Annotated in this window: 25 protein-coding genes; 8 read left to right on the forward strand and 17 right to left on the reverse strand. The window is 59.3% G+C overall.

The genetic code is table 11. From position 1 onward, the window contains the following. Window positions 1-211 precede the first annotated feature (211 nt). The 4 genes from H8Z83_RS04890 to H8Z83_RS04905 are packed head-to-tail and all read left to right on the forward strand — an operon-like array spanning window position 212 to window position 2,444. A complete protein-coding gene (locus tag H8Z83_RS04890; RefSeq protein WP_187014013.1) occupies window positions 212-889 on the forward strand; it encodes a M15 family metallopeptidase in 678 nt (225 codons plus the stop codon). Between the two features lie 11 nt (window positions 890-900). Further along, entirely contained in the window at window positions 901-1,317 is a 417-nt protein-coding gene (gene ruvX, locus H8Z83_RS04895) for a Holliday junction resolvase RuvX (protein WP_187014014.1), read from the forward strand. 12 nt (window positions 1,318-1,329) lie between these two features. Continuing rightward, on the forward strand, window positions 1,330-1,914 hold the full coding sequence (locus H8Z83_RS04900) for a chromate transporter (RefSeq protein WP_187014015.1): 585 nt from the start codon (window positions 1,330-1,332) through the stop codon (window positions 1,912-1,914). Further along, a complete protein-coding gene (locus tag H8Z83_RS04905; protein ID WP_187014016.1) occupies window positions 1,911-2,444 on the forward strand; it encodes a chromate transporter in 534 nt (177 codons plus the stop codon). Before H8Z83_RS04900 ends, H8Z83_RS04905 begins: the two co-directional genes overlap by 4 nt. 54 nt (window positions 2,445-2,498) lie before the next feature. Here H8Z83_RS04905 and H8Z83_RS04910 read toward each other — a convergent pair whose 3' ends face one another. Then, entirely contained in the window at window positions 2,499-3,059 is a 561-nt protein-coding gene (locus H8Z83_RS04910) for a phosphoribosyltransferase family protein (protein ID WP_187014017.1), read from the reverse strand. Window positions 3,060-3,155: 96 nt separating this feature from the next. Next, window positions 3,156-3,752, reverse strand: coding sequence for a 4'-phosphopantetheinyl transferase family protein (locus H8Z83_RS04915; RefSeq protein ID WP_187014018.1), 597 nt, complete (start codon window positions 3,750-3,752; stop codon window positions 3,156-3,158). A 174-nt stretch (window positions 3,753-3,926) separates the two neighbouring features. On the opposite strand from H8Z83_RS04915, the gene dnaG reads away from it, so the two are divergent. Both dnaG and rpoD read left to right on the forward strand, forming a co-directional pair. Next, window positions 3,927-5,702, forward strand: a complete 1,776-nt coding sequence (gene dnaG / locus H8Z83_RS04920) for a DNA primase (protein WP_187014019.1) — start codon at window positions 3,927-3,929, stop codon at window positions 5,700-5,702. A 238-nt stretch (window positions 5,703-5,940) separates the two neighbouring features. Further along, window positions 5,941-7,146, forward strand: coding sequence for an RNA polymerase sigma factor RpoD (gene rpoD / locus H8Z83_RS04925; RefSeq protein WP_243184763.1), 1,206 nt, complete (start codon window positions 5,941-5,943; stop codon window positions 7,144-7,146). 252 nt (window positions 7,147-7,398) lie between these two features. Here rpoD and H8Z83_RS04930 read toward each other — a convergent pair whose 3' ends face one another. The 15 genes from H8Z83_RS04930 to H8Z83_RS05000 all read right to left on the reverse strand — a co-directional run bounded on the left by H8Z83_RS04930 (window position 7,399) and on the right by H8Z83_RS05000 (window position 24,477). Next, window positions 7,399-8,466 (reverse strand): hypothetical protein, encoded by a 1,068-nt coding sequence (locus H8Z83_RS04930; protein WP_187014020.1) that lies wholly within the window; start codon window positions 8,464-8,466, stop codon window positions 7,399-7,401. A 128-nt stretch (window positions 8,467-8,594) separates the two neighbouring features. Beyond that, window positions 8,595-9,416 (reverse strand): EFR1 family ferrodoxin, encoded by an 822-nt coding sequence (locus H8Z83_RS04935; RefSeq protein ID WP_187014021.1) that lies wholly within the window; start codon window positions 9,414-9,416, stop codon window positions 8,595-8,597. 51 nt (window positions 9,417-9,467) lie between these two features. Next, complete coding sequence (locus tag H8Z83_RS04940) at window positions 9,468-9,680, reverse strand: hypothetical protein (RefSeq protein WP_187014022.1); 213 nt, start codon at window positions 9,678-9,680, stop codon at window positions 9,468-9,470. A gap of 17 nt (window positions 9,681-9,697) precedes the next feature. Beyond that, entirely contained in the window at window positions 9,698-12,010 is a 2,313-nt protein-coding gene (locus H8Z83_RS04945) for an ATP-dependent Clp protease ATP-binding subunit (RefSeq protein ID WP_187014023.1), read from the reverse strand. A 45-nt stretch (window positions 12,011-12,055) separates the two neighbouring features. After that, window positions 12,056-12,745: a CvpA family protein gene (locus H8Z83_RS04950; protein WP_187014024.1), complete on the reverse strand. Its 690-nt coding sequence runs from the start codon at window positions 12,743-12,745 to the stop codon at window positions 12,056-12,058. 60 nt (window positions 12,746-12,805) lie between these two features. After that, window positions 12,806-13,993: a DUF5711 family protein gene (locus tag H8Z83_RS04955; protein ID WP_187014025.1), complete on the reverse strand. Its 1,188-nt coding sequence runs from the start codon at window positions 13,991-13,993 to the stop codon at window positions 12,806-12,808. Next, window positions 13,986-14,741, reverse strand: a complete 756-nt coding sequence (gene truA, locus H8Z83_RS04960; RefSeq protein ID WP_187014026.1) for a tRNA pseudouridine(38-40) synthase TruA — start codon at window positions 14,739-14,741, stop codon at window positions 13,986-13,988. The genes H8Z83_RS04955 and truA overlap by 8 nt, the downstream gene beginning before the upstream one ends. Window positions 14,742-14,769: 28 nt before the next feature. Beyond that, window positions 14,770-15,672: a hypothetical protein gene (locus H8Z83_RS04965; RefSeq protein ID WP_187014027.1), complete on the reverse strand. Its 903-nt coding sequence runs from the start codon at window positions 15,670-15,672 to the stop codon at window positions 14,770-14,772. A 67-nt stretch (window positions 15,673-15,739) separates the two neighbouring features. Further along, window positions 15,740-16,546, reverse strand: coding sequence for an energy-coupling factor transporter transmembrane component T family protein (locus tag H8Z83_RS04970; protein ID WP_187014028.1), 807 nt, complete (start codon window positions 16,544-16,546; stop codon window positions 15,740-15,742). Beyond that, window positions 16,540-17,406, reverse strand: a complete 867-nt coding sequence (locus tag H8Z83_RS04975) for an energy-coupling factor transporter ATPase (protein ID WP_187014029.1) — start codon at window positions 17,404-17,406, stop codon at window positions 16,540-16,542. The genes H8Z83_RS04970 and H8Z83_RS04975 overlap by 7 nt, the downstream gene beginning before the upstream one ends. Before the next feature lie 15 nt (window positions 17,407-17,421). Then, a complete protein-coding gene (locus H8Z83_RS04980) occupies window positions 17,422-18,270 on the reverse strand; it encodes an energy-coupling factor transporter ATPase (protein WP_187014030.1) in 849 nt (282 codons plus the stop codon). 28 nt (window positions 18,271-18,298) lie between these two features. Next, a complete protein-coding gene (locus H8Z83_RS04985; RefSeq protein ID WP_187014031.1) occupies window positions 18,299-19,165 on the reverse strand; it encodes a YitT family protein in 867 nt (288 codons plus the stop codon). 24 nt (window positions 19,166-19,189) lie between these two features. After that, window positions 19,190-20,053: a class I SAM-dependent methyltransferase gene (locus H8Z83_RS04990; RefSeq protein ID WP_187014032.1), complete on the reverse strand. Its 864-nt coding sequence runs from the start codon at window positions 20,051-20,053 to the stop codon at window positions 19,190-19,192. Between the two features lie 172 nt (window positions 20,054-20,225). Then, on the reverse strand, window positions 20,226-21,566 hold the full coding sequence (locus tag H8Z83_RS04995) for a 2-hydroxyacyl-CoA dehydratase (RefSeq protein WP_187014033.1): 1,341 nt from the start codon (window positions 21,564-21,566) through the stop codon (window positions 20,226-20,228). A 1-nt stretch (window position 21,567) separates the two neighbouring features. Then, window positions 21,568-24,477, reverse strand: coding sequence for an acyl-CoA dehydratase activase (locus H8Z83_RS05000; protein ID WP_187014034.1), 2,910 nt, complete (start codon window positions 24,475-24,477; stop codon window positions 21,568-21,570). Between the two features lie 206 nt (window positions 24,478-24,683). On the opposite strand from H8Z83_RS05000, the gene H8Z83_RS05005 reads away from it, so the two are divergent. Together H8Z83_RS05005 and H8Z83_RS05010 are read left to right on the forward strand one after the other, a co-directional pair. Beyond that, window positions 24,684-25,253 (forward strand): epoxyqueuosine reductase QueH, encoded by a 570-nt coding sequence (locus H8Z83_RS05005; RefSeq protein WP_187014035.1) that lies wholly within the window; start codon window positions 24,684-24,686, stop codon window positions 25,251-25,253. A 35-nt stretch (window positions 25,254-25,288) separates the two neighbouring features. Then, the gene (locus H8Z83_RS05010; protein ID WP_187014036.1) at window positions 25,289-25,465 is read left to right on the forward strand and encodes a hypothetical protein; all 177 of its coding nucleotides are present in this window, start codon (window positions 25,289-25,291) and stop codon (window positions 25,463-25,465) included. Window positions 25,466-25,541: the final 76 nt, after the last annotated feature.

Raw genomic sequence — 25,541 nt, forward strand, 5'->3', positions numbered from 1 at the left:
AATAGTATAGCAAACTTGCCGCCAAACCGCAACAAGAAAAACAGATGTTCGATAATTTCTGTAAGATTCCGGCTTGCATCCGCAGGGGCGGTATGATACCATATAAAAAATGTGTGAAAGGGCGGTGAAGCAGGTGCATCGGCATTGGTTGCCCCTCAGTTTGTCCCTCCTATGCTGGCTTGTTGGCTGCGGCGCTTTTCAGGAATCTCCCATGCCGTCAACGCCGGAACCGTCTCTGGAAGCGCCGGCCGACCCGCTCCCCGCGCCCGCCGCGTCAGGAGACGGCGCCGAGGCGGAGCCGGACGAGGGCTCCGAGCCTGCCGAGGTAACAGAGTCGATCCCCGCACCGGAGGACTTTGTCCGTGTGGCGGACTGGATCCCTGATATATACACAGACCTGCGCTACGCCGCCGACAACAACTTCACCGGACAGGCCATCTATGATTTTTCAGACGCCTACCTGCGGTACGGTACGGTGCAGAAGCTGGCGGCGGTGCAGGAAACCGTTGCGGAAAGCGGCTGTTCCCTGCTGATCTGGGACGCCTTCCGCCCTGCTTCCGCGCAGTTCCGGCTCTGGGAGATCTGTCCGGACCCCGCTTATGTGGCAAACCCGGAAAAGGGCTTTTCCTCGCACAGTCGGGGAAACACCGTTGACGTGACGCTGGTCACCACCGACGGTCAGCCCGTGGACATGCCCACAGACTTTGACGATTTCACCGCTCTGGCAGACCGGGATTACAGCGATGTCGGAGATACTGCCGCCGCAAACGCCCGCCTGTTGGAAAGCGCCATGACGGCTGCGGGCTTCCGCCCCTATTCCGCCGAGTGGTGGCACTATTCGGACACTCAGTCCTATCCTGTGGATGAACAATTCATCCCCCTATCATAAGGAGTTACACTATGCGCATTATGGCAATCGACTACGGTGACGCCCATACCGGCATCGCCATTTCCGACCCCACCGGCCTGCTGGCCGGGTTCACCACCGTGATCAACAGCCGTCGGCAGGAGGTCGTGGTGGAACAGGTAACACTTTTAGCCAAGGAACACGGCGCGGAGGAACTGGTGCTGGGCCATCCCGTGAATATGGACGGCACTCTTGGGCCTCGCTCCGAGAAGGCAAAAGCCATGAAGGTGCTGCTGGAGGAGGCCACGGCCCTGCCGGTGGTTCTCTGGGATGAGCGCCGCACCACCATCGACGCCCACAACATCCTCTTCAACAGCGGCAAGAACGCCAAACAGCGGAAGAAGGTAGTGGACGCTGTGGCGGCCTCTCTGATCTTGGAGGGGTATCTCACCTTTAAGAAAAGCCATTGAGGAGGCATACCCGTGGAATCTGAGGCGCAGCGGTCCCCTTCCCAATGCAGCCGGGCATTGGAACTGTTTTTGTATTTTTTTAAAATTGGCTTTTACACCTTTGGCGGCGGCTGGTCCATCGTAGCCCAGATCCAGCAGGAATATGTGCAGAGCAAAGGCTGGATCACCGACGAGGACCTGCTGGACATCACCAGCGTGGGCCGCAGCCTGCCGGGGCTGATGATCGGCAATGTGTCCTATCTGTTCGGCTACCATGTGGCGGGCTTTCCCGGCGCCCTCGCCTGTCTGCTGGGGATCTCCCTGCCCTCGCTCATTGTTCTGACGGTCGTGACCTGGTGCTATGCCCAGGTAAAGGATAACCTGTACGTCAGCCGGGCCATGACCGGCGTCCGGGCCGCCGTAGCGCCTGTTGTGGCTTCTGCGGCCTTGAAGCTGCGGAAGGCCGCGTTGGCAGATCGGGCAGGGTATGTCTTTCTTCTGCTGGCCTTCGCCCTGTACCTGTTCGGCGGACTGAGCTGCATCCTCATCGTACTCATCAGCGGATTTTTAGGCTGGCTGCTGTCCGTCTGGCATTGCCGGAAGGGAGGCCGCTCATGATCCTCCTTGAACTGTTCTGGTCCTTCTGCAAGATCGGCTTTACCAGCTTCGGCGGACTGAGTATGGTCCCCCTCATCAACAGTGAAATGCTGTCCCACGGCTGGATGACCCTTTCCGAGGTCAGTGACATTGTTGCCATTGCGGAAATGACGCCCGGCCCGCTGGGGCTGAACTGCGCCACCTTTGCCGGGACCCGTGTGGCGGGACTGGCCGGGGCTGTCTCCGCCAGTCTGGGGGTCCTGTCCCCCACCCTGCTGATCTGCGCGGCTGCCGCCGTCATGTTTGAAAAATTCCGGGAATCCGATTTCATGAAGAAAGTGATGTACGGTATTCGCCCCGCCTGTTTGGGCCTGATCATAGCGGTGGTCTGCTCATTGACCGCGACCAACTACACGAACGCCGCAGGCAGCATCAGTTACGGTGCGGCTCTGATTGGCGTGGCCGCCACGGTCCTGCTGCTGAAATTTAAGGTCAGCATCCCCAAGGTGATCCTGCTCTCCGCCGTTTTGGGACTGTTCCTGACCCGTTGACGCACAAAGAACCAGCATGGAGCAGCGCTCCATGCTGGTTCTTTTCAATCTGTATCAGTCCTTCACGGTGCCGTCCGCATTGAACAGCGGCAGCTTTTTCAGGAACTTGATGTCCGTGCGGTCCGCCGCGTCACCCTCGGCCAGTACGGCAACCTTGCCGGTGACAACGCCGCCGGCCTCCTGCACCAGGGCCTCCATAGCCTTCAGAGAGCCGCCGGTGGAAATCACGTCATCCATGATCAGGATGCGCTTGCCCCGGATCAGGTCCGCATCGTCCCGCCCCAGAAACAGCTTCTGCGTACCGGCGGTGGTGATGGAGTGGTCCTCCACATGGATGGGGTCCGGCATATAGGCCTTGGCTCCCTTGCGGGCGATAAAATACTTGGCAGCGCCGGACTGGCGGGCCATCTCATGGATCAGCGGGATGCTCTTGGCCTCAGCAGTAAAGATATAATCATAGCTGTCGGCGGGCACCAGCTTCAAAAGCTCCCGTGCGCAGGCCACAGTCAGCTCTGCGTCACCAAAGCAGATAAATGCGCCGATATACAGGTCATCCGTTACCTTGCAGATAGGCAGTTCTCTCTTCAAGCCTGCCACTTCGATGGGATATGTCATCGTGATTGCCTCCTCATTTTCCTGTCTGAAACGATCCCGCGTTTGATTGTATTTAACCTTATTTATTATATCGAATACACATCAAAAGTCAAGCTGTCAAAGGAGCTGGTCCAGCATCAGACGGTGCACCGGCTGCGGCGGCTCCGGCTGTCCGGCAGCAACACCCGCCGCGTAGCCATGAAAGGCATCCACCTCGTAATAGAACTCCCCCCGGTTCAGCGGCGCTTCCGTCCGCATCATGGTCACGATCCCGCTGCCGGTGCGCTTGACACGGGCCTCCCGCCGGACCCAGCTCCGAAAGAAGGCCGCCTCTGTCCGAACGCCGGCGATCCGCTCCATGGCCCGGACGCTCACGGGGCGGACGCGCTCGATGTCCACCCCAACCGGCGTGTCCGCTAAAACGGCGGCTGCGGCCCCAGCCGTGTGGCTGAGGCTGAAATGGGTATCCGGATAGTCCGGGAAAAAGGGTTTTCCCAGTTCATCGACCTCGATCCGGGGAAGATCCCGCCAGCCGCGCTGCTCCCACAATGCCATCCGCAGCAGAAGATAGGCGCACAGCACCTCCTGGTGCTTTTCCTTCGGCAATTTTTCCAGCCGCTCCCGCCGCGCGTCCGGCAGAATGGCCATCATATCTCCGTATTCCTGTTCCGTCAGCGGCCGTTCCATTCTGGCCAGCCATACCTGGATCGGCATATTTCCCCTCCATATTCGTCTGTTTTTCCATTTTTCTTTATTTTACAGCCGGATTTTCCCCATGTAAAGGCACACGGATAAAAAATTAAATTTTTATTTTAAAAAAAGAGGAAATTCGCCTTTTGCGGGGTATAACTTAACGTGACTATTTAATTCGTGAAAGGAGGACCGGCCGTGGCATTTCCCCAGAGCTTTATGGACGAGCTGACCGCCCGCAGTGATATTGTGGACGTGGTAGGCAGTTACGTACAGCTGACCCGCAAGGGCAGCAACCTGTTCGGCCTGTGCCCCTTCCACAGTGAAAAGACCGGCTCCTTCTCCGTCTCGCCGGACAAGCAGATCTATTACTGCTTCGGCTGCAAAAAGGGCGGCGGCGTTGTCAACTTCATCATGGACATTGAAAACCTCCCCTTCCCGGATGCTGTCCGGTTTCTGGCCAAGCGGGCCGGGATGGAGGTCCCGGAGGAGGAAGGCGACCGGGAAGCCGGACGCAGGCGGCAGCGTCTGCTGGATCTGAACCGGGATGCCGCCAGATTTTACTACCAGCTTCTTCAGCAGCCGGAGGGCCGGGCCGTTCAGGAGTATCTGGACAAACGGCAGATCCGGAAATCCACGGCGGTCAAATTCGGCATGGGCGCCTCGCTGGACGCCTGGGACGTACTGCTCACCGCCATGACCAAAAAGGGCTACACCAAGTCCGAACTGCTGGACGCCGGGTTGGTGGTCCAGAACAAAAATGGCGGCCTTTATGATAAATTCCGCAACCGGCTCATGCTGCCGGTGATCGACACCCGGGGCGATGTGGTGGCCTTTGGCAGCCGGGTACTGGACAAGTCCGAGCCAAAATACATGAACTCTTCAGAAACGCCGGTATACTCCAAGCGCCGGGTGCTGTACGGTTTGAATCTGGCAAAGAAGTCCAAGCGCCCCAACATCATTCTCTGCGAGGGCAACCTGGACATCGTCACGCTGCATCAGGCGGGCTTCGACAATGCCGTGGCCTCCATGGGAACGGCGCTGACGGTGGAGCAGACCCGGCTTCTCAGCCGTTTCACCAAGGAATTGATCCTCTGCTATGACAACGATAACGCCGGCAAGATTGCCACGGAGCGGGCCTTGCAGATCCTGAACGGCTCCGAGTTCAGCGTCAAGGTGCTTCAGCTTCCCCGCCGTCTGGTGGACGGTGAATACATCAAGCAGGACGCCGACGATTTCATCAAGCTTCAAGGACCGGACGCCTTTGAGCGTCTGCTCAACGGCAGCGAGAACGGCGTGGAATTCCGCATGGCTCAGATCGCCGGAAAATACGATCTCAAGGATGACGAAGCCCGCATCGCCTACTGCGGAGAGGTCAGTGAGCTGCTGGCCTCCCTCCCCGGTGCCGTGGAGCGGGAGATATATACCGGGCGGGCTGCCGAGGCCGCCGGGATCACTGCGGAGGCCATGAAGCTGGAGGTCCAACGGTCCTTCAAGCGCCGGATCGCCCGGGAAAAGCGGGCGGAGCTGCGGAAGGATCTGAATCCGGCAATGGCCTTGCAGCCCAAGGAGCGATCCCTGCGCTTTGAAAATATGCGTTCCGCAGAAGCGGAAAAAGGCATTCTCCGTCTTTTGCTGACGGATGACACCCTGTTTTCCGACACTATCCCCATCCCGCCGGAGCGGTTCTCCTCCCCCCTATTGAGCCGGGCTTACCAACGGCTGTGGGAGGTTCATGCCGCCGGAAGCCGGCCCATGATCTCATCTCTGGGAGAGGAATTTTCCCGGGAGGAGATCGATTGTCTCACCGCCGTCTGTCAGGAGCCTGTATCCACGCAGCATGCGCAGCAGGCTCTGACGGATTACATAGATGTGATCAACAGCGAAGCGGATAAGCGAACGGCACAGGATGATCCTCTGCTGGCCGCTGTGGAAAAATTCAAGAACAAAAAGAGAGGAAAGCAACATGTCTAAACGTGATTTGAGCCCTGATAGTCTGGAGGCGCAGGCCGACGCTCTGCTGGCCGCTGCCGACAGCATGGATATTCCGGATGAAATCCCGATGCCGGGAAAGAGCAGCCGTTCCGGTAAGGCCGCAAAGGCCGCCCGTCCTGAAGCAGACCATATCATGACGGATGAAGAGGCCAAAAAGGCCGGCATCGTCCGTCTGGACGATAAGCAGGTCGCTGCCCTCCCCGCCGCCAGCTGGCTGATGGGGCAGGAAAAGCTGCGGGAGCTGCTGGCCCGCGGCAAGAAGAAAGGCAAGCTGGACTCCGGCGAGCTGATGGAAGCCGTGGACGATCTGAATCTGGAAAGCGATCAGATGGATCAGCTTTACGATTCTCTGGAAGCGCTGAACATCGACATCGGCACGGAGGAGGACCTCCTCCCCGAGCTGCCCGACGATGAGCCTGCCGCCGAGGAGATCGCCGACGTGGAGGAAGAGGAGCTGGTGGACCCCAACTCTTTGGTCAGCAACTTCTCCATCGACGATCCTGTCCGTATGTACCTCAAGGAGATCGGTAAGGTCCCCCTGCTGAACCCCGATGAAGAAATCGTGCTGGCACAGGCCATGGCCGCAGGCGCGGAGGCCAAGGCCCGTCTGGACGAGCTGCAGGAGCAGCGTGAGGCCGGTGAAACACCCGCCGTCACTCCGGAGGAAGAAGCTGAGCTCCGCAAGGCCTTTAAGAAGGGCGAAAGCGCCAAGCAGAAGCTGGCAGAGGCGAACCTCCGTCTGGTGGTGTCCATTGCCAAGCGGTATGTGGGCCGCGGTATGCTGTTTCTGGACCTGATTCAGGAGGGCAATCTGGGCCTCATCAAGGCCGTTGAAAAGTTCGATTATACCAAGGGCTACAAGTTCTCCACCTACGCAACCTGGTGGATCCGGCAGGCCATCACCCGCGCCATCGCGGATCAGGCCCGTACCATCCGGATCCCCGTTCACATGGTGGAGACCATCAACAAGGTCATCCGCGTCTCCCGTCAGCTCTTGCAGGAGCTGGGCCACGATCCCAGCCCCAACGAGATCGCCAAGGAGATGAGCATGCCTGTGGACAAGGTCCGGGAGATCCTGAAGATCGCTCAGGAGCCTGTGTCTCTGGAGACCCCCATCGGTGAGGAGGAGGATTCCCACTTGGGCGACTTCATCCCCGACGAGGGCGCCAGCGAGCCCAGCGAGGCCGCGTCCTTTACCCTGCTGAAGGAGCAGCTGATGGATGTGCTGTCCACTCTGACTCCCCGTGAGGAAAAGGTGTTGAAGCTGCGCTTTGGCATTGAGGACGGCCGCACCCGGACGCTGGAGGAAGTCGGCAAGGAGTTCAACGTGACCCGCGAGCGTATCCGCCAGATCGAGGCCAAGGCCCTGAGAAAGCTGCGCCATCCCTCCCGCAGCAAAAAGCTGAAGGACTTCCTGAACTAACAGTCCCGCTGGGCTGCCGATACCGTTGGCGCAGCTTTAGGGCTCCCGCGCAAGCCCAGTGAAACGGGTTGCGTGGGAAGAGGAGGGGCAGCGAAGCGAACGAATTTTCACCGCAGGTGAAAACGAGTGATACGCAGCATGCCCCGACGACGCGCCATCCCTCCCGCAGCAAAAAGTTGAAGGACTTCCTGAACTGAAAACCGAACAATATTAAGTAAAAAACCGTGCTGTTTATAAAACAGCACGGTTTTTTCACTTCATCCAACTCAGTAAGCGGCCTGCCTCCAATGCCGCCTGTGCCCGGACGCCCTCAAAATCCACATAGGGGTTGTAGACGCCCTCCAGCAGATCGTGGGCTGCCTTGGCCTCTTGCAGTGCGGCGATCGCCTCCTCCCGGAGCACCCCAGTCATCCGGGCGCGGAACCGCAGACGGGCCTTGTTCTCCGGGTGGCTCAGGGCGTCCAGCCGCACCCGGCGGTAGGGCTTTCCCGGATACACCATCCCTGGCTTGGAGGTGACGAAGGCCACGCCCAGCTCCGGGATCAGCAGGTGTTCCAGCCGCCCCGGTTCCTCCGGGGACGGGCAGGCGGCCACGTCATAGTCCCGGCGGACGGCCTCCTCACACAGCGCCGCCAGCAGTGACCCCGCCTGCTCATAGCTGTCTTCCAGCTCATAGACCTTGGGGCACAGGGCCTCCACGCTGTCAAACCGCCAAACCGGCCCCCGGTAGGTCAGGCTCCCCAAAAAGCGGCGGGTGATCTTCCCCGTGCCGCTCCCCCGGCCCCGCAGCTCCCTGGCTATGATCCCGGAGAACCGCCGGGCTGCCCGCTGGCGGTCAAAGCTGCGGCTGACCTCGACAACCGTATCCAACTCCACCTGTCGGGCCGCCTTCAGACAGCGGTATGCCCGGCCATAGGCGTCCTGATAGTCATGGGTATGGCGCTTCACCTCCCCGGCCTGTGCCTTGGCGGCGGGCAGGTCATAAAACCGCCCCAGATCCACATAGCGATCCACAGCCGCCGGGTACTTCGGCTCTACGGCGTGGGGCGATGTCCCATCGCAGACGGCGCACCGCAGTGCCGGGATCACCACGCCGTCCAGAGAATCCGGGTCCCCTGAGCACCAGAGATACTCCACGTCCGCTCCCGCCTGCTCCATGGTCCTGCCGATCTCCCGCATGAAGGTGTTCTTCCCCACCCCCGGCCCGCCCTTGAGGATCATGATGTCAAAGGCCGTTTCCGGGTCCATGATCTCGGAAAATAAATTCTGAAAGCCGCTGCCGCTGTTGGCCCCTAAGAAGAAATTGGTGATCTGTGCCATAGCCGCCCCTCCCCATTTGATTTCATTCCCAAGCTATGCAGCAGCGGCTTGACCGGTCCGGTTTTCCCTAAAAAAGGAACAGCGTCCCGTGACGGGACGCTGTTTTGCTATATTCCAATGGTCTTTCCTTACAGGAACACCTCGTTCTTTTTCGGCTCGGTGAAGGTCTGCTCCAGCATGGCTACATGGGATAAAAACGCCGGATCGTCAAAGTACTTGGCATGTTTCGTGCATTTCCGCACACAGGCTTGACACTTGATGCAGGTACCAGGGACGCTGTACACGTCCTCCGGGTCAATGGCCCCCATGGGGCACAGCCGGGCGCAGGCGCCGCAGTTGGTACACTTGGCCGGATCGGTCCGGGGCTTGGCCTTCAGGAACTTGGCAGGCTCGCCGTCAGTGCCCTTGGGGATGTAATACGGGGCATCCGGGTCTCCGGGAACGGTGACAGGTGCGGGATTTTCTGTCAAGTTTTTTACCTTGTCAGCGATTGCAGTCGCAAATTTTTTGAGTTCCTTTCGGTCATCCCAGTCAGGCCGGTCCTCCGCCAGTTTGTCCGTAAAGGCGTGACGGCCCACAAAAGCGCCCCCGGCCACCGTATAGAACCCGTCACCCTCCAAAACCGCACACAGCTCCGCCAAAGCGTTGTCATAGGACCGATTTCCGAAGGTCACAATGGCCGCCGCCAGCGCGCCGTTACCATGAAGGCGGGCCTTGAGGTCCGGCAGGATCTTGTTAGGAAGCTTTCCCGCGTAGGTGGGTGTACCCACCACCACCAGATCCGTGTCGGCAAACACATAGTCCCGTTCCCGCTCCGCAGGCTTGGTGAACGGCAGCCGCTCCCATGGGACGCCCAACTGCTCCGCCAGCGTCTCCGCAAAGGTGGCAACGGTTTTTTCCGTATTTCCGGTGGCGCTGAAATACAGGGCGCATACACGTTTGATCTCCATAGTCTCCTCCTTTTGCCAAAACAGGCACCCTTGCGGGTGCCTGTTTGAAATTCACAGGGAAAAATCTTCCTCTTTCAGCTTGGCGGTGTCCAGAGAAGCCGGACGGGGCGGTACCCGCTTCAAGGGATCATAATGAAACCCTCTGCAATGGTGCTCCACCGGAACGATGCCGTGCTTCACGCACATGACATCCGTTTCGCTGATCTGCTGCCCGCGCTGGCAGTAGGCGCAGCGGGGATCGATATTCTTCCGAAACAGCTTCACCGTACCTCTCCCCTTTCTTACAGCGCGTCCAGACGGATAGCTTCGTTCTCCGCGGCAGCGTGGATCCGGGATACCGGATGCTCGTAGCTGTCGATGATCTTGGTGGCCATGGGGTCCTCCAGCTCCTTCTGGATGGTGCGCCGCAGGTTCCGGGCGCCATAGGTCCGGGAGAAGGACTTTTCCACCAGGAACTCTACCAGGCTGTCATCATAGGTAAAGGTGATGCCCTTGTCGCCCAAGGAGGTGACCAGCTCGCCCAGCATGATCTTGGCGATCTCCTTGAAGTTCTCCTTGGACAGGCGGTTGAAGGTGATAACGGCGTCCACGCGGTTGATAAACTCCGGCCGCAGGAACTGCTGCAGCGCCTTCATGGCCTTGTCGGCGTCCTGCTGGGTCTGACTGCGGTCAAAGCCAACGGTGCCGCCGTCCTGATTGCCGCTGCCGGCGTTGGAGGTCATGACGATGATGGTGTTTTCAAAATTGACCCGGCGGCCATGGGAATCGGTGATCTCACCGTCATCCAGAATTTGCAGCAGCACGTTCAGCACGTCGGGATGGGCCTTTTCAATCTCGTCGAACAAAATGACGGCGTAGGGCTTCCGGCGGATCTTCTCCGTCAGCTGGCCCGCCTCGTCATAGCCCACATAGCCCGGCGGGGAGCCGACGATCCGGGAAACGGAGTGCTTTTCCATAAATTCCGACATATCCAGACGGATCAGCGCGTCCGGGGTGTTGAACAGGTCCACAGCCAGCTGCTTCACCAACTCCGTCTTGCCCACGCCGGTGGAGCCGACGAAAATAAAGCTGACGGGCTTGTGCTTGGGAGAGATACCCACCCGGTTCCGCCGCACGGCGGCGGACACCGCCGCGATAGCCTCGTCCTGTCCCACGATGTGGCTCTTGAGCCGCTCCTCCAGCTGGCTGAGCCGCTGGAATTCCTCCTCCCGGATCTTGGAGGCCGGGATCTTGGTCCACAGCTCGATAACGTGGGCGATGTTCTCCATGGTCAGCTGGGGATCACCCTTCAAAAGCAGGGTGTTCAGCTCCGTCTGACGCTGGAGGATCTTGCTTTTCAGCGTGGCGATCTGCTCGTAATCCGGCTCCGCGCCCTCCTGCGCCCCCTGCTCCTCCAGCATGGCCCGTTCTTTTTCAAAGTCGTCGATCTCCCGCTGAAGCTGCATCCGCCGGGAGATGTCCGGGTCCTTCAGGTTCAGGTCGGAGCAGGCCTCATCGATCAGGTCGATGGCCTTATCCGGCAGAAAACGGTCCGTGATGTACCGCTCGCTCAGCAGCACCGCCTGACGCAGGATACCGTCAGAGATCTTGACGCCGTGATACGCCTCGTAGTTGGGGGCCAGACCCTTGAGGATCTTGATGGAGTCCTCGATGGAAGGCTCGTTCACCGTCACCGGCTGGAACCGGCGCTCCAAGGCGCTGTCCTTCTCGATGGACTTGCGGTATTCATTAAAGGTGGTGGCGCCGATGACCTGGATCTCGCCCCGGGAAAGAGCGGGCTTCAGGATGTTGGCAGCGTTCATGCTGCCCTCGGCATCTCCCGCACCCACGATGTTGTGGATCTCGTCGATCATCAGGATGATGTTACCCAGCTTTTTGACCTCGTCGATGAGGCCCTTCATCCGCTGCTCAAACTGGCCCCGGAACTGAGTCCCGGCCACCAGCGCCGTCAGGTCGAGGAGATAGACCTCTTTATCCCGCAGCTTGAAGGGCACATCCCCCGCAACGATCCGCTGGGCAAGGCCCTCCGCGATGGCGGTCTTGCCCACGCCGGGCTCACCGATGAGACAGGGGTTGTTCTTCTGGCGGCGGTTTAGGATCTGAATGACCCGCTCGATCTCCTCTGCACGGCCGATCACCGGGTCCAGCTTGCCCTCCTTGGCCTTGCGGTTCAGGGAGATGCAATAGCCCTCCAAAAATTTACGTTTTCCGTTGGGCTTCCCCTCTTTTTTCTCTCGGCGGCTGCCGTCCTCTGTGGGGACGTCCTCCTTGGGAGCAAGCTCGCCGCCGTTGTTGAACAGGCGGTTCAGAAACGGGAAGGTAGCGGTCTTGCCGGCTTCCTCGTCATCCTCTCCGCCGGGCAGATCCTCCACATTCTCGATGGAGTCCATCGCCTGCATCATTTCATTATTCAAATTATCCAGGTCTTCATCTGTGATGCCCATGCGCTGCATCATCTCGTTCACCTGCGGCAGTCCCAGGCTCTTGGCGCACTTCAGGCACAGACCCTCGTTAACGGTCTTGTCCCCCTCCATCCGGGTGATGAACACCGTGGCAATATTCTTTTTACATCTGGAACAAAGTGTTGGCTGCATAGTTACCTCCGTACCCCACGGAGCGCGCGGCGCTCCATAGGGAAATTATGATAGGGATGACAGCAGGCCCATTGGTCCGACCGTCATGAAAAAGTGAAGCAGATAGGTGTTCTCCGCGGGAAGGGCGATGCCAAGGCGGGGGGCCAGCCAGATCAGCAGCCACACCACCATCATGCCCTCTAACAAGCCCAGCAAAGCGCCGCCCAGCGTGTTGACCCCGGAGAGCACCGGCAGGCGCAGGACCAGGTTGATGGCCAGCGCCGCCAGCCGCAGCAGGATCACCAGCGCCACAAAGATCAGAATGTACAAAATGGCATAGGCAAAGGTCTCTACCAGCTCCCGGGCCACAGCCGCCGCAATGGCCTTGGCTGTGGCGGCAACGCTGTCCTCCGCGCGGCGCTCCAGCGTCCCCCGCAGCGGATCTAAGAGTCCCGTCCGGTCCAAAAGGCCCTTCAGACTGTCCGGCAGCAGTTCTTCCAGCGTTTGACCGCTCTCCTGCCCCTTCTTTTCCAAGGTCTTTTCCACCGTTCCGGCGATCCGCTCCTCGATTTTTGGCGTCACCCAATCGGAGACCGGCTGGGTCAGGGCCTTCGCCCCCAGATTCGCGCCGATCATGGCCACGATCAGAACAAGGATGCCAGATAGGGACAGGAACAGCCCCCGCCAGCAGCCACGCAAAGCTGCGGCGATCAAAAGTGCCGCGATCAGAACGTCTAATATTATAGCAGGTGTCATGGGACTTGCCTACCTTTCACCGTGAAAACAATTTGTAAACATCGCTGTAAATCCTGCCTTTTATGGCAGAAACAGCTCTGCGGAATCCGCACCGATCATCAGAACGGAGCCATCCGCCCGGGTCAGCACCTCGCGGGTGTGCTCCGGGCCGTGGAGGGTGGCATAGGCCTGTAACTGACGGTTGTAGACCACCAGACGGTCCGCGTACAGCACGGAGAGATACCGCCCGCAGGCGGAAACGTCCCGGACTTCCTCCGCAACATCCAAACTGGCGATCTCCTCGCCATCGTCATCCACCGTCACCAGCCGTCCCACACTGCCGGACTGATACCGGTTCAGTTGCAGCACCGTGTAGTCCTCGCCTCCGAGGTCATATTCCCGGAGGTACTCACCATTGTAGGAATAGGTGCCCAGAAGCTTTCCGGCGGTATTTCCCACCGCCAGACAGGTATCGGTGACGGTGAGGATCCGATCCCCCCGGCCTGTCATGGCCGTCACCAGCCCGTCCGGCACGGCGTAGTCCGCCACGGGGTCCTCCTGCGTCAGATCGTAGATCACCAGATCGCTGATAAACACGCTGTCCGCCTGCCCCATGGTCACGGCGGCCAAATAGCCGCCGTCCTCCGTCACGCAGGCATCCGCCACAAAGCGGCGGTGGGCGTTGAAAGCAAACAGCACCTGCATATCGGCACCGTACACGTCCACATGGCCCTTGGTGCCGCTGATCTGGGTGGTTACGGCCAGCATCCCGGAGCCGTTGAGGTTGGCGGAGACCAGCGGCCCGTCGGCGGTCAGCTCCAACCGGGGGCCTTCCTCGTCCAGCACATAGAGGGCCGTGCCGCCGATGTCATAGGCTACGGCCAGACCGCCCCCCTGTCCAAGCGACGGAGCGTTCATCTTCACGTTGGCGCTCCACACCTCGCTGCCGTCCGGTCCCAGCAGCCGCAGGGACGTATCCGACAGGATGACCAGTGAGCCGGTCCCCACCCGGGCGAAGCGGTTGGTATTGTCTGTATCGTAGCGGTAGACGGTCTTTTCCCCGCCCACCGCCTCCGTACCGTAGGCAAAATACCGGCGGAGAGCGTCGAACCCGGTGCCGTCCCGCCACGCCGCCACAAGCACGAGGCCCAGCACCGCGATGAGCACCAGCAGGAAAATCAGGAACTTCCGCAGCATACGCCGCTTTTTCGGCGGTTCCTTGGCTCCGTCATCGTCATTCCAAATGTCTTTTGTCGTATTTTCAGCCATTGAGCCGTTCATCCTCATACCAAAGTCTTGTCAGGTACAGTCCCCCCGGCGGCACCGTGGGTCCCGCCAGCGTCCGGTCCCGGCTTTCCAGAATGGCCGGAATATCCTCCGGCAGGAACTTCCCTTCGGCGGCGTAGAGCACCGTGCCGGTGATGGCCCGCACCATGTTATAGAGGAAGCCGTCGGCGCAGACCTTCAGTTCCAGCAGTTCCCCGCTGCGGGTCACGTCGCACCAGTAGATTGTGCGGACAGTGGTCTTTGTCTCCGTGCCCACGCTGCGGACCGCCGCGAAATCGTGGGTGCCCACAAACTGATGGGCCGCCCGGTTCAGAAATTCCTCGTCCAGACGCTTGGGGTAGAAATATGCCCGGTTGACATAAAACGGATTCTTCACCCGGGAATTGTAAATGCGGTAAGTATACTCCTTTTTCAGACAGGAACCGATGGCGTTGAAATCCTCCGCCACCTCCAGCGCCTCGCTGACGGCAATGTCCTCCGGCGTGTGGGTGTTGATGGCAAAGGGCAGCCGCTCCAGGGGGATGCGGCTCTCCGTGCGGAAATTGGCGATGTACCGCTCCGCGTGAACGCCGGCGTCCGTGCGGCCGCAGCCGGTGAGGTGCACCGGCGTGCCGGTGATCTTCTCCAACGCCTTTTGCAGCGTCTCGCAGACGGTGACGGCGTTTTTCTGCACCTGCCAGCCGTGGTAGGCCGTTCCATTATACATCAGTTTCAGTGCGATATTACGCATATTGGCTCCTTTAACGGCATCAGCCGTGTTATTTTTCCCAGGAAACGCGCACGTTGTGATCTGTGACCGGCCAGACCTCTTCCGCCATCGTCCCATCCTGATCGATCTCATAGGTGCAGGCGGTGAAATCGTAGGAAAGTCCAAAGCTGTCCCGGCAGAGCAGGTGCAGTTCAATCGTGTCCTTCGGCTGACAGGAGACCGCGATGCCGCCATTCTCCGAAGCCGGGGTATAGTAGACCACATCGGGATCGCTGCTGACGGTAGACTCCGAAATCTTTACCGGAAGGGTCTGGACGGTCTCTCCGTTTTTCAGCACCTGAAAAACAGGGGCGATCACTTCCGTACCGTACTGCTTTCTGACGCCCAGATCGTATTGAAGCTGCAAGCTTCCTCCCCGATAAGTGGGATCGCCATAACCGCTGCCGTCATTCGTCAGGGGCAGCAGCATGGCAAGGTCACTGTAACTGGTGACCTCCTCCCGGCTGGTCTGACCGCCGGCGGTGATATTCGCCGCGAAGGACACTTCGCCGGTATCCTCCACCGGCAGGCTCACCGGTGTGGTGAACACGCCGCCACTCCCGGACATAGGCTGCTCCGTTATCCGGCCACTCTGGGTCACCAGCAGCGTCACCTCCGTGTCCGCCGTCCAGCGGCGGAGGGTGATGCTCATGTCGGCTTGCAGCGTATGGCTTTCCGGGTCCAGGCCGGTGGGTTCAAAGGAAAAATCCGACAGATCCTCCGTCTGCTCCCGCTGCCTGACAGACAGATCCGTAATCTGATCCTGCACATCCATCAGCCAACAGGCAACGCTGTCCAGCTGGTTTTTCAGGTTGTTCTGCGTATCCGCCAGCTCCGTCCGGGTCATAAGCAGAGCAATCAGCAGCACTACATTCAGTGCCAGAGAGAGGATCTGAAACCAGTTTTTCTTCATAAGACCGCTCCTTTCACGCAAAGTATTTTTCCTTTACAGCATTTGTGTTTACAGAGTTTTTCTGTTTTTAGGCGCCCAGCCTCCGCAGGACGACCACCAGCGCCAGAATGACCGCGCCGCCCGCCAGCGCGACGTAGTCCCGCCGCTGGTATTTCAGAACGTGGAGCTTGGTGCGGCCCTCGCCGCCGTGGTAGCAGCGGCACTCCATCGCCGTTGCCAGTTCGTCCGCCCGGCGGAAGGCGCTGATAAACAGAGGCACCAAAATGGGCACCAGCGCCTTGGCCTTCTGGAAGATGTTCCCGCTGTCGAAATCCGCGCCACGGGCCTTCTGCGCGGACATGATCTTGTCCGTTTCCTCGATCAGCGTGGGGATGAACCGCAGGGCAATGGCCATCATCATGGCCAGCTCGTGAACGGGGACATGGATCTTTTTCAGGGGGTTCAGCAGGGATTCCAGTCCGTCCGTCAGGCGGATGGGGCTGGTGGTGTAGGTCATCAGGAACGTCCCCATCACCAGCAGCATGATGCGGATGACCATGAACAGCGCGTTTTCAATGCCCTTCACGGAGACCCGGAGGATGCCCCACTCCCAGAGGTAGTGGGTGTCCGGGGTGAAGAACATATTGAGGATGCCGGTGAACGCGATGATGAACACCAGCGGCTTCAGGCCACGCACCAGCGCCCGCAGGCCCACATGGGACACCTTCACGCACGCGGCCAGCGTTACCGCCATAACGGCGTAGCCCATCCAGCCCTTGGCGCTGAACAGCGCGATGATGTACAGCGTCACCAACAAGATTTTCGTCCGGGGGTCCAGCCGATGGGCGATGGAATTTCCCGGGAAATACTGGCCTAAGGTAATGTCCTTCAGCATCCCGCTCCCCCCTTCCGCAGGGCAAGGAGCTGACGCTCCAGCGCCTCCACCGTATAAACAGCCGGGTCGATGTCCACGCCCCGACGCTTCAATTCCATAGCGATCCGGGTGATCTGCGGCACGTCCAGACCGGCGGAGAGCAGTTCCTCGCCCCGGGCGAACACCTCCGCGGGTGTTCCCTGCATCAGCACATGGGCGTTTTTCAGCACCAGAATGCGATCCACGTTCCGGGCGATCTCGTCCATGCTGTGGCTCACCAAAATAATGGTTTTTCCTTTGTTGCGGTGGTAGTCCCGGATGTTGGCCATGAGGTTTTCCCGGCCCGCCGGGTCAAGGCCCGCCGTGGGCTCGTCCAGCACCAGCACCTCCGGCTCCATGGCCAGTACGCCCGCCAGCGCCACCCGGCGCTTTTGTCCGCCGGACAGCTCAAAGGGGGATTTTTCCAGCTGATCGTCCCGGATACCCACTAACTTGGCGGCCTCCCGGACGGCGTGATCCAACTCGTCCCCGGTTTTTCCCTGATTAGCGGGGCCGAAGGCGATGTCCTTATACACCGTTTCCTCAAACAGCTGATATTCCGGGTACTGGAACACCAGACCCACCTTGAAGCGAACCTCCCGGATCTTTTTCGGCTCCGCCCAGATATTCTTCCCCCGCAGCAGGATCTCTCCTGCCGTTGGCTGGAGCAGACCGTTCAGATGCTGGATCAGGGTGGATTTGCCGGAGCCGGTATGACCGATGATCCCTAAGAATTCTCCCTCGTTCACATCAAAGCTCATGTGCTCCACGGCACTGCGCTGGAACGGCGTTCCGGCGCCATAGGTATGTGTCAGGTCTTTTACCTGTAGAATCGGTTCCAATCCTTCTGTCCTCCGTCAATTCTTCGCCAGAGCCGCGGTAATGGCAGCCGCACATTCGTCCACCGTTAAAGCGTCCAGGGGTACGTCCAGCCCGTCCTTCCGCAGACGGTCCAGCAGGTCCACCGTGTCCGGCACCGTCAGGCCCATGGTCCGCAGCGGCTCCACCTGGGTAAAAACCTCCTTGGGGGTGCCGTCCAGCGCGATGCGGCCGTCATCCATGACGATAACCCGGTCCGCCTCCTCCGCCTCGTTCATGTGGTGGGTGATGAGCACCACGGTGATGTCCTTCTCCCGGTTCAGCTTATGAACGGCGGAAAGCACCTCCTGCCGCCCGATGGGGTCCAGCATGGCGGTGGCCTCGTCCAGTACGATGCACTCCGGCTCCATGGCGATGACGCCGGCGATGGCGACCCGCTGCTTCTGGCCGCCGGACAGCAGATGGGGCGCATGGGTCATAAAGGCGGTCATATCCACGGCGGCCAGGGCGTCATCCACCCGGCGGCGGATCTCCTCTGAGGCCACGCCTAAATTCTCCGGGGCAAAGGCCACATCCTCCTCCACCACGTTGGCGACGATCTGGTTGTCCGGATTCTGGAACACCATGCCCACCCGGCGGCGGATCTCCAGCAGACACGCCTCGTCCTGCGTATCCATGCCCTCCACATACACCTTGCCGCCGCAGGGCAGCAAAATGGCGTTCAGGCTTTTGGCAAAGGTGGATTTGCCGGAGCCGTTATGCCCCAGCACCACCACAAAGCTGCCCTTTTCAATGGCCGTGTCCACGCCCCGCAGGGCCAGGACCGGCTTCTCCCCTTCCTCCGCCGGATAGGCGAATTCCAGAGCCTTTGTTTCGATCATATCCATGGATCGGTTCCCTCATTTAACTTGATATTCAATCCAACGGGGCCCGGTAAAAGCCGCCGTAGAAGTTTTCCGTGCGGAGCACGTTGATGATCGCATGGGGGTCCACCTGCAAGATCAGGTGCACGATGTCACTCTCCTCATAGCTGGAGATCACGGTGTGCAGGACGCTCATATCCTTGTGGCTGTATCCGCCCACCGCCTTCACGCAGGACATCCCGTGCCGGCACCCGCTCACATAGGCCGCCATGATCTCCTCTGCCTTTTGGGTGGTGATCTGAAGCGTCAGCCGCTCGTAGCGGTGGTGGAAGGTTTCCACTGTCTTTGTGGAGATAAACTGAAACAGGATGGAGTAGCCTGCGTACAGCCAGCCGAACAGATAGCCAAAGATGCACAAAATACAGGCGTTAAACACGAAAACATAGGACCAGATGGATTTTCCGGTCTTATTGGAGACATACAGCGCGATAAAGTCCGTGCCGCCGGTGGAGGCGTTTCCCTTCAGGGCCAGCACGATGCTGATGCCCATAAGGAAGCCGCCGAACACCGCGCTGAGCAGAATATCGTCAAAAATCGGCGGCAGAGAGAAGTATTTCAGGAATAAGCTGGTCATGCCTACTTGCAGAAGGGAAAAAAGCGTGAATCTCGGGCTGATGCTGCGGTAGCAGAGGACCGCCACCGGCAGATTCAGCGCCACCAGTGCGAGAGAAGTGGAGATGGACCCGCCGTAAAGCGATGCCGCCCGGTCGATCAAAATGGCAACGCCCGTAAAGCCGCCGGAAAGCAGTCCGGCGGAATGGACAAAGCTTTCGATCACAAACGTCTGCAGCAGCGAAGAACACAAGACCGCAAAAAATGTGATCACATACCGCAGATGCTTATTCTTCGTTTTTAACATAGCCGCTCCTTGTTTATCTGTTTATTACTCAGAAAACCATCGTCCGGTGGCGCCGCAGGGCAGCGCCATGCCGGTAGCCGTCACCGGCAGACCCAGCTCGTCCCAACTGACGGTGCCGCCGTACTTCTCCGCCACCAGCAAATGCAGCAGATACCCCAGCACACTGGGGGCCAGACCTGTGGTGTAGGAGTTGATGAGCACGAACAACGGCTTGTCCGACAGAACCCCGGCGCAGAGCTTCACAAAGGGGTACAGGCTCTCCTCCAGCTTCCAGACCTCGCCGCCGGGACCCCGGCCGTAGCTGGGCGGGTCCATGATGATCGCGTCATAGGTCTTGCCCCGGCGGATCTCCCGCTCCACGAACTTGGCGCAGTCATCCACGATCCAACGGATGGGCGCGTCGGAGAGACCGGAGAGCCGGGCGTTGTCCTTGGCCCAGGCCACCATGCCCTTGGCCGCATCCACATGGCAGACGGCAGCGCCGGCCTTGGCACAGGCCACCGTAGCGCCGCCGGTATAGGCGAACAGGTTCAACACCCGAATAGGACGGTCGGCCTTGCGGATCTTGTCCATGACAAAATCCCAGTTCACCGCCTGCTCCGGGAACAGGCCCGTATGCTTGAAGTTCATGGGCTTGATCTGGAAGGTCAGATCCTTATAATGCACCTGCCAGCTTTCCGGCAGAGCCTTTTTCTCCCAGTGTCCGCCGCCGGTCTGACTGCGGAGATACCGTGCGTTGGCCCGTTTCCACTCCGGCAGACGCCGGGGCGTTTCCCAGATGGCCTGTGGGTCAGGACGCACCAGATACTGCTTGTCCCAGCGTTCCAGCTTTTCACCGCCGCCGCAGTCCAGCAGCTCATAATCCTGCCATTGATCCGCGATCCACATAGATGGTTCCTCCTCCATGTCCCGCAAAGCACCGAGGGACATACTTTCTCATAATAAATCATTTTATTATACCTTTTTTATCTTGCCCGGTCAACCAAATTCCATCAATTTTGTCTGTCTGGTCCCCTGTAAGCAGCAAAAAAGAGAGCCGCCGAAGCGACTCTCTTCAAAATCAGATATTTGCGCACAGGGACTTGGGTTTGGTAAGCTTGGCAGATACAGACGTCCGGACCTTCGGCAAGTCGGCAGGCGGCTCCCGCCGCTCCGACAGGCGTTCTCTTGCCACCGCCAGCATCAGCTTGATCCGATTCTCCTGATTGACCCGCGTGGCGCTGGGATCGTAGTCGATAGGGGTGATGTTGGCCTCCGGGTACAGCTCCCGGATCTTATTCACCATGCCCTTGCCGCAGATGTGGTTGGGCAGGCAGCCGAAGGGCTGGGCGCAGACGATGTTCTCATACCCGGAGCGCACCAGCTCCAGCATTTCCGCCGTCAGCAGCCATCCCTCGCCCATCTTGCAGCCCATGCCGATGGTGTGGCTCTGCTCCGGCAGCTTGATCAGCTCGCTAAAGGGCATGGGGGCATGGTAGCCCGCGTCCTTGAGGGTCTTGATGATGACCTTCTCCATGCCCGCGATGAGGGCCAGCGCCGCCTCCGCGGCGGTTTTCTCCACCAGAGAGCCACCGTAGAGCCGCACGGTCTCCGCCATGTTGTAGGCGCAATACTGCACGAAGCCCATCAGCCCCGGCAGGTTCACTTCGCAGTCCTGAGAGGCCAGGAACTTTTCCAGTTCGTTATTGCCTAAGGGGGAATATTTGACGTAGATCTCCCCCACTACGCCCACCTTGACCTTGGGCACCCGCCGCACCGGGATGGCGGCAAACTCCGCCGCGATCTTCGGCATGACAGCCTTCATCTCCCGGCCGGAATAGCCCTTATCGTGGCGGACTTCATCGCAGAGAATGTCCAGCCACTTGTTTTGCAGCCGCTCCGCAGCCCCAGCTTCCAGCTCATAGGGCTGGGTCTGGGCCCGGAGGGTCATCAGCAGGTCACCGTAGTAGATGGCAGCCAGAGCCTGCCGCATGAATTTCAGATCCATGGGCATACTGCTGTCCTTTTCCAGACCGGAGAAGTTCAGGCTCAGCACGGGGATATTGCCGTAGCCCGCCTTTTCCAGAGCCTTCCGCAACAGGAAAATATAGTTGGACGCCCGGCAGCCGCCGCCGGTCTGGGTGATGATAAGGGCAGTGTGGTCCAGATCATACTTGCCGGAATCCAGTGCGTCCAAAAACTGGCCGATGACCAGCAGCGCCGGATAGCAGGTGTCATTATGGACGTATTTCAGTCCCAGCTCCGCCACCCGCTCGCCGCAGTTGCCCAGCAGTTCCACCTGATAGCCATGGTTCTCCATGCTGGCTGCCAGAATGCGGAACTGCACCGGTGCCATATTGGGAATGAGAATTTTATGGGTCTTTTTCATGTCCGGTGTAAACCGGGGATAGGTCTGTTCCATATCAGGTCTCCTCCTGTTCCTCCAACGCCGCAAACAGGCTCCGCAAACGGATGCGTACCGCGCCCAGATTGGTGATCTCATCAATTTTCAGCTGGGTATACAGCTTGCCGCCCTCCCGCAGAATTTCCCGGGTCTCGTCGGTGGTGATGGCGTCCACGCCGCAGCCAAAGCTCACAAGCTGCACCAGATCCATATCCGGCTGGGAGCAGCAGTACTTCGCCGCCGCGTAGAGCCGGGCGTGATACGTCCACTGGTTCAGCACCGTGGTCTTGAACGGATCTGCCAGCTGAGAAACGGAATCCTCCGTGATGACTGCCGCGCCGAATTGGGTGATGAGGGTATCGATGCCGTGATTGACCTCCGGGTCCACATGGTAGGGGCGGCCTGCCAGAACGATGATCCGGCGCCCCTCCTTCCGGGCGGCGGCCATGATCTCCGCACCCTTCTCCCGGATCTGCTTCATGTGACGCTCATATTCTCCGTAGGCCGCCTCCACCGCCGCCTTGATCTCCCCATGGGGGATGGGGCCGAACTCCCGCTCCATCACGGCGGTGATCTTCTTCTCAAAGTCGTGGGGCCGGTGGATACCCACGTAGTCGTAAATGAACTTGGTGTTTTTCAGGCAGTCGCAGTTGCCTGCCAGCACCTCCGGGTAATAGGCCACCACCGGGCAGTTATAGTGATTCTGGCCCAGGCCCTCGTCAATATTATAGGTCATGCAGGGGTAGAAAATGGCGTCCACGCCCAGCTTGGCCAGAAATTCAATGTGGCCGTGAGCCAGCTTCGCCGGGAAGCAGGCGGTGTCGCTGGGGATGCTCCCCTGCCCCTCCAGATACAGCTTCCGGCTGGACATGGGGCTGTGGACCACCTGAAAGCCAAGTTTTGTGAAAAACGTGTGCCAGAAGGGATACAATTCCCAGAAGTTCAGACACAGGGGCAACCCGATCCGCCCCCGCCGGTTCTCCCCCGGCTTGTAGCCTAAAAGCAGCTGCCGCTTATATTCATACAGATTCCAGTGATCATCGTCCTTTTTGCCGGTGATGGGCCGCTCGCAGCGGTTGCCGCTGATGAGCCGCCCGCCATCGGAGAAGGTGTTGACGGTAAGCTGGCAATTGTTTCCGCACTGGCCGCAGCTGCGGCTCTCTGTTTCCCGATGGAACGCCCGCATCTCCGGCTCTGTCAGGAGTGTACTGTGGTTTCCCTTGACAGCCTTTTTCATGCCGTACAGGGCCGCGCCGTAGGCTCCCATGAGGCCCGCGATGTTGGGGCGGATCACCTCAAGGCCCATTTCCTTCTCGAAGGCCCGGAGAACGGCCTCGTTATAAAACGTGCCTCCCTGAACCACCACATGACGGCCCAGCTCCTCCGGTGAGGAGGCCCGGATCACCTTGTAGATAGCGTTTTTCACCACGGAAATAGACAGTCCCGCGGAGATGTTTTCCACAGAGGCGCCGTCCTTCTGGGCCTGCTTCACACTGGAATTCATAAACACCGTACACCGGCTGCCCAGATCCACGGGCCGGTCCGCAAACAGGCCCAGCTTCGTGAAGTCCTTCACATCGTAGCCCAACGCCTGAGCGAAAGTCTGCAAAAAGCTGCCGCAGCCGGAGGAACAGGCTTCGTTGAGGAAAATGTCGCTGATGGCGCCGTTTTCGATCTTGAAGCACTTCATGTCCTGACCGCCGATGTCGATGATGAAGTCCACATCCGGCATAAAATGCTTGGCGGCGGTAAAGTGGGCCACGGTCTCCACCACGCCGAAATCCGCGTGGAAGGCGGCCTTGGCCAAATCCTCGCCGTAGCCGGTGGTGGTGACGGATGCCACGTTCAGCTTGGGATGGCTCTCATATAACCCCAGCAGCACGGTTTTCAGCAGGGCAATGGGGTCCCCCTGATTGGGCCGGTAGTCGGTGAACAGCAGCTCCGCGTTCTCGTCGATGACCGCCACCTTCACCGTGGTGGAGCCTGAATCGATGCCGATGTGGACGGGCTTGGCGTAGTCCGTCGGGAAGTCCGCCTGGGGCACCGCCGCCTTGGCGTGACGGGCTTTGAACGCGTCATATTCCGCCTGATTTTCAAAGAGGGGCGGCTGGGAGCGGTAGGTCTCCGACATGCCGCGCTGCTCCAACAGCTCCGCCGTTTTCAGCAGGTCCCACGATTCCTCGGCGTAAAACGCCGCGCCCAGAGCCACAAACAGCAAGCTATTCTCCGGACAAGTTCCGGTGACGCCCAAGGTCTCGTCGAAGCTCTGCCGCAGGCATTGGGAAAAGGTCAGCGGCCCGCCCAGATACAGAACGTGACCCTTGATAGGCCGTCCCTGCGCCAGACCCGCGATGGTCTGATTCACCACCGCCTGATAGATGCTCTTGGCGATGTCGGCGGACTTGGCCCCCTGGTTGATGAGGGGCTGGATGTCGCTCTTGGCAAACACGCCGCAGCGGGCGGCGATGGTATAGGTCTTTTCTGCCGTCTGGGCGGCCTGGTCCATTTCATCGGCTCCCATTTTCAGCAGCGTGGCCATCTGGTCGATGAAGGCCCCGGTGCCGCCGGCGCAGGAGCCGTTCATCCGGACCTCCATACCGTTGGTCAGAAAGAGGATCTTGGCATCCTCGCCGCCCAGTTCGATGATAACGTCCGTCCCCGGTGCCAGACGGTTGGCCGCCACCCGGGTAGCGAACACCTCCTGCACAAAGGGAGCCTTTACGCTCTCCGCCATGCCCATGCCGGCAGAGCCGGAGATGGCAAACACCGCCTCCCAGCCGCAACGCTCCGCTACCCGCCGTAGAAGCTCTGCGGATTTCTCTACAATATGGCTGTAATGCCGCTCGTATGTATGGTATATCAAGTTGTTCCGGTCATCCAACACCACGCATTTGATGGTGGTGGAGCCTACATCAAGTCCGACCCGCAAGGGGAGTTCCTCCTTTAGGGGCCCTTCAGCCCCACTTTAGCTTATTACCAATATTTTACGTTTCTCCGCCGTAATTCTCAATGTAAAAAACATGGAATTTTCGTGAATATTCCGTTAAGAAATCGGTTACTCCCTTAGACTTTCTTCATTTGACAGCCTATGTTATACTATAGAAAACATGCTTTTTCAGAAGGGAAGTTCCTGCTATGACATCTATTTTGATGCACACCTGCTGCGCCCCCTGCTCCCTCAGCTGTATCGATCCGCTCCGGGCCGAAGGGATCGAACCGGTAGCCTTTTGGTACAACCCGAACATTCATCCATGGAAAGAATATGAAGCCCGGCGGGACTGTCTGCTGGCCTACGCCCCCACCATTGAAATGCAGGTCATTGTAGATGAGGACTACGGTCTTAGAACGTTTGTAGAGCACGTTGCAAGCGATATTGACCACCGCTGCACCTACTGTTATCAGCACCGGCTGGAGGAAACGGCCCGGTACGCGGCGGAGCACGGCTACGAGACCTTTACCTCCACCCTGCTGGCCAGTCTCTATCAGGATCACGACGGCATCAAGGCCGCGGCGGAGAAATACGCCCGGCAGTACGGCGTGGAATTTCTCTACCGGGATTTCCGGCCCAATTTCCGGGCAGGGAATCAGCGGGCCAGAGAGCTTGGCTTTTATATGCAGAAGTACTGCGGCTGTGTCTTTTCCGAACAGGACCGCTACCAGAAGCAGATCGACCGGGACAAGAAAAAATTTGCGGAGCAGGCATAAGCCCGCCCCGTTTTGTAGCAGAAAGGAGTTTTTAGATGAAAAATCAGTTGCAGGGGATCGCGCTGATCCTGTTTGCCGGTATGCTGATGCTGTATGCGCCGCTCTCACCCTGGCTCCCCATCCTCGGCAGTCTCCCCTCCGATCTTATCAGCCTTGTGGGACTGGCTTTCGCCATTGCGGGACTGATACGGTGTTTCAAAAAGGAAAGCTGACCGGTTTCAATTCCCATTTCCAGAGCGTTTTTGTTCCGCAAACCGCTGATTTTTGCCAAAAACCCCCGCCGTATGA

Origin of the sequence: Dysosmobacter segnis, assembly GCF_014297285.1 — a bacterium.
Lineage (GTDB): Bacteria > Bacillota > Clostridia > Oscillospirales > Oscillospiraceae > Oscillibacter > Oscillibacter segnis.

What these genes read in the sequence shown, in the direction of transcription:
- H8Z83_RS04930 (WP_187014020.1), bottom strand. Translation starts at nt 8,466, where the DNA reads ATGGCACAGATCACCAATTTCTTCTTAGGGGCCAACAGCGGCAGCGGC.
- H8Z83_RS04980 (WP_187014030.1), bottom strand. Translation starts at nt 18,270, where the DNA reads ATGGATATGATCGAAACAAAGGCTCTGGAATTCGCCTATCCGGCGGAG.
- H8Z83_RS04905 (WP_187014016.1), top strand. Translation starts at nt 1,911, where the DNA reads ATGATCCTCCTTGAACTGTTCTGGTCCTTCTGCAAGATCGGCTTTACC.
- H8Z83_RS04945 (WP_187014023.1), bottom strand. Translation starts at nt 12,010, where the DNA reads ATGCAGCCAACACTTTGTTCCAGATGTAAAAAGAATATTGCCACGGTG.
- H8Z83_RS04995 (WP_187014033.1), bottom strand. Translation starts at nt 21,566, where the DNA reads ATGGAACAGACCTATCCCCGGTTTACACCGGACATGAAAAAGACCCAT.
- H8Z83_RS05010 (WP_187014036.1), top strand. Translation starts at nt 25,289, where the DNA reads ATGAAAAATCAGTTGCAGGGGATCGCGCTGATCCTGTTTGCCGGTATG.
- H8Z83_RS04935 (WP_187014021.1), bottom strand. Translation starts at nt 9,416, where the DNA reads ATGGAGATCAAACGTGTATGCGCCCTGTATTTCAGCGCCACCGGAAAT.
- H8Z83_RS04950 (WP_187014024.1), bottom strand. Translation starts at nt 12,745, where the DNA reads ATGACACCTGCTATAATATTAGACGTTCTGATCGCGGCACTTTTGATC.
- ruvX (WP_187014014.1), top strand. Translation starts at nt 901, where the DNA reads ATGCGCATTATGGCAATCGACTACGGTGACGCCCATACCGGCATCGCC.
- H8Z83_RS04910 (WP_187014017.1), bottom strand. Translation starts at nt 3,059, where the DNA reads ATGACATATCCCATCGAAGTGGCAGGCTTGAAGAGAGAACTGCCTATC.
- rpoD (WP_243184763.1), top strand. Translation starts at nt 5,941, where the DNA reads ATGGGGCAGGAAAAGCTGCGGGAGCTGCTGGCCCGCGGCAAGAAGAAA.
- H8Z83_RS04955 (WP_187014025.1), bottom strand. Translation starts at nt 13,993, where the DNA reads ATGGCTGAAAATACGACAAAAGACATTTGGAATGACGATGACGGAGCC.
- H8Z83_RS04985 (WP_187014031.1), bottom strand. Translation starts at nt 19,165, where the DNA reads ATGTTAAAAACGAAGAATAAGCATCTGCGGTATGTGATCACATTTTTT.
- H8Z83_RS04990 (WP_187014032.1), bottom strand. Translation starts at nt 20,053, where the DNA reads ATGTGGATCGCGGATCAATGGCAGGATTATGAGCTGCTGGACTGCGGC.
- H8Z83_RS04890 (WP_187014013.1), top strand. Translation starts at nt 212, where the DNA reads ATGCCGTCAACGCCGGAACCGTCTCTGGAAGCGCCGGCCGACCCGCTC.
- H8Z83_RS04915 (WP_187014018.1), bottom strand. Translation starts at nt 3,752, where the DNA reads ATGCCGATCCAGGTATGGCTGGCCAGAATGGAACGGCCGCTGACGGAA.
- truA (WP_187014026.1), bottom strand. Translation starts at nt 14,741, where the DNA reads ATGCGTAATATCGCACTGAAACTGATGTATAATGGAACGGCCTACCAC.
- H8Z83_RS05005 (WP_187014035.1), top strand. Translation starts at nt 24,684, where the DNA reads ATGACATCTATTTTGATGCACACCTGCTGCGCCCCCTGCTCCCTCAGC.
- H8Z83_RS04970 (WP_187014028.1), bottom strand. Translation starts at nt 16,546, where the DNA reads ATGCTGAAGGACATTACCTTAGGCCAGTATTTCCCGGGAAATTCCATC.
- H8Z83_RS04965 (WP_187014027.1), bottom strand. Translation starts at nt 15,672, where the DNA reads ATGAAGAAAAACTGGTTTCAGATCCTCTCTCTGGCACTGAATGTAGTG.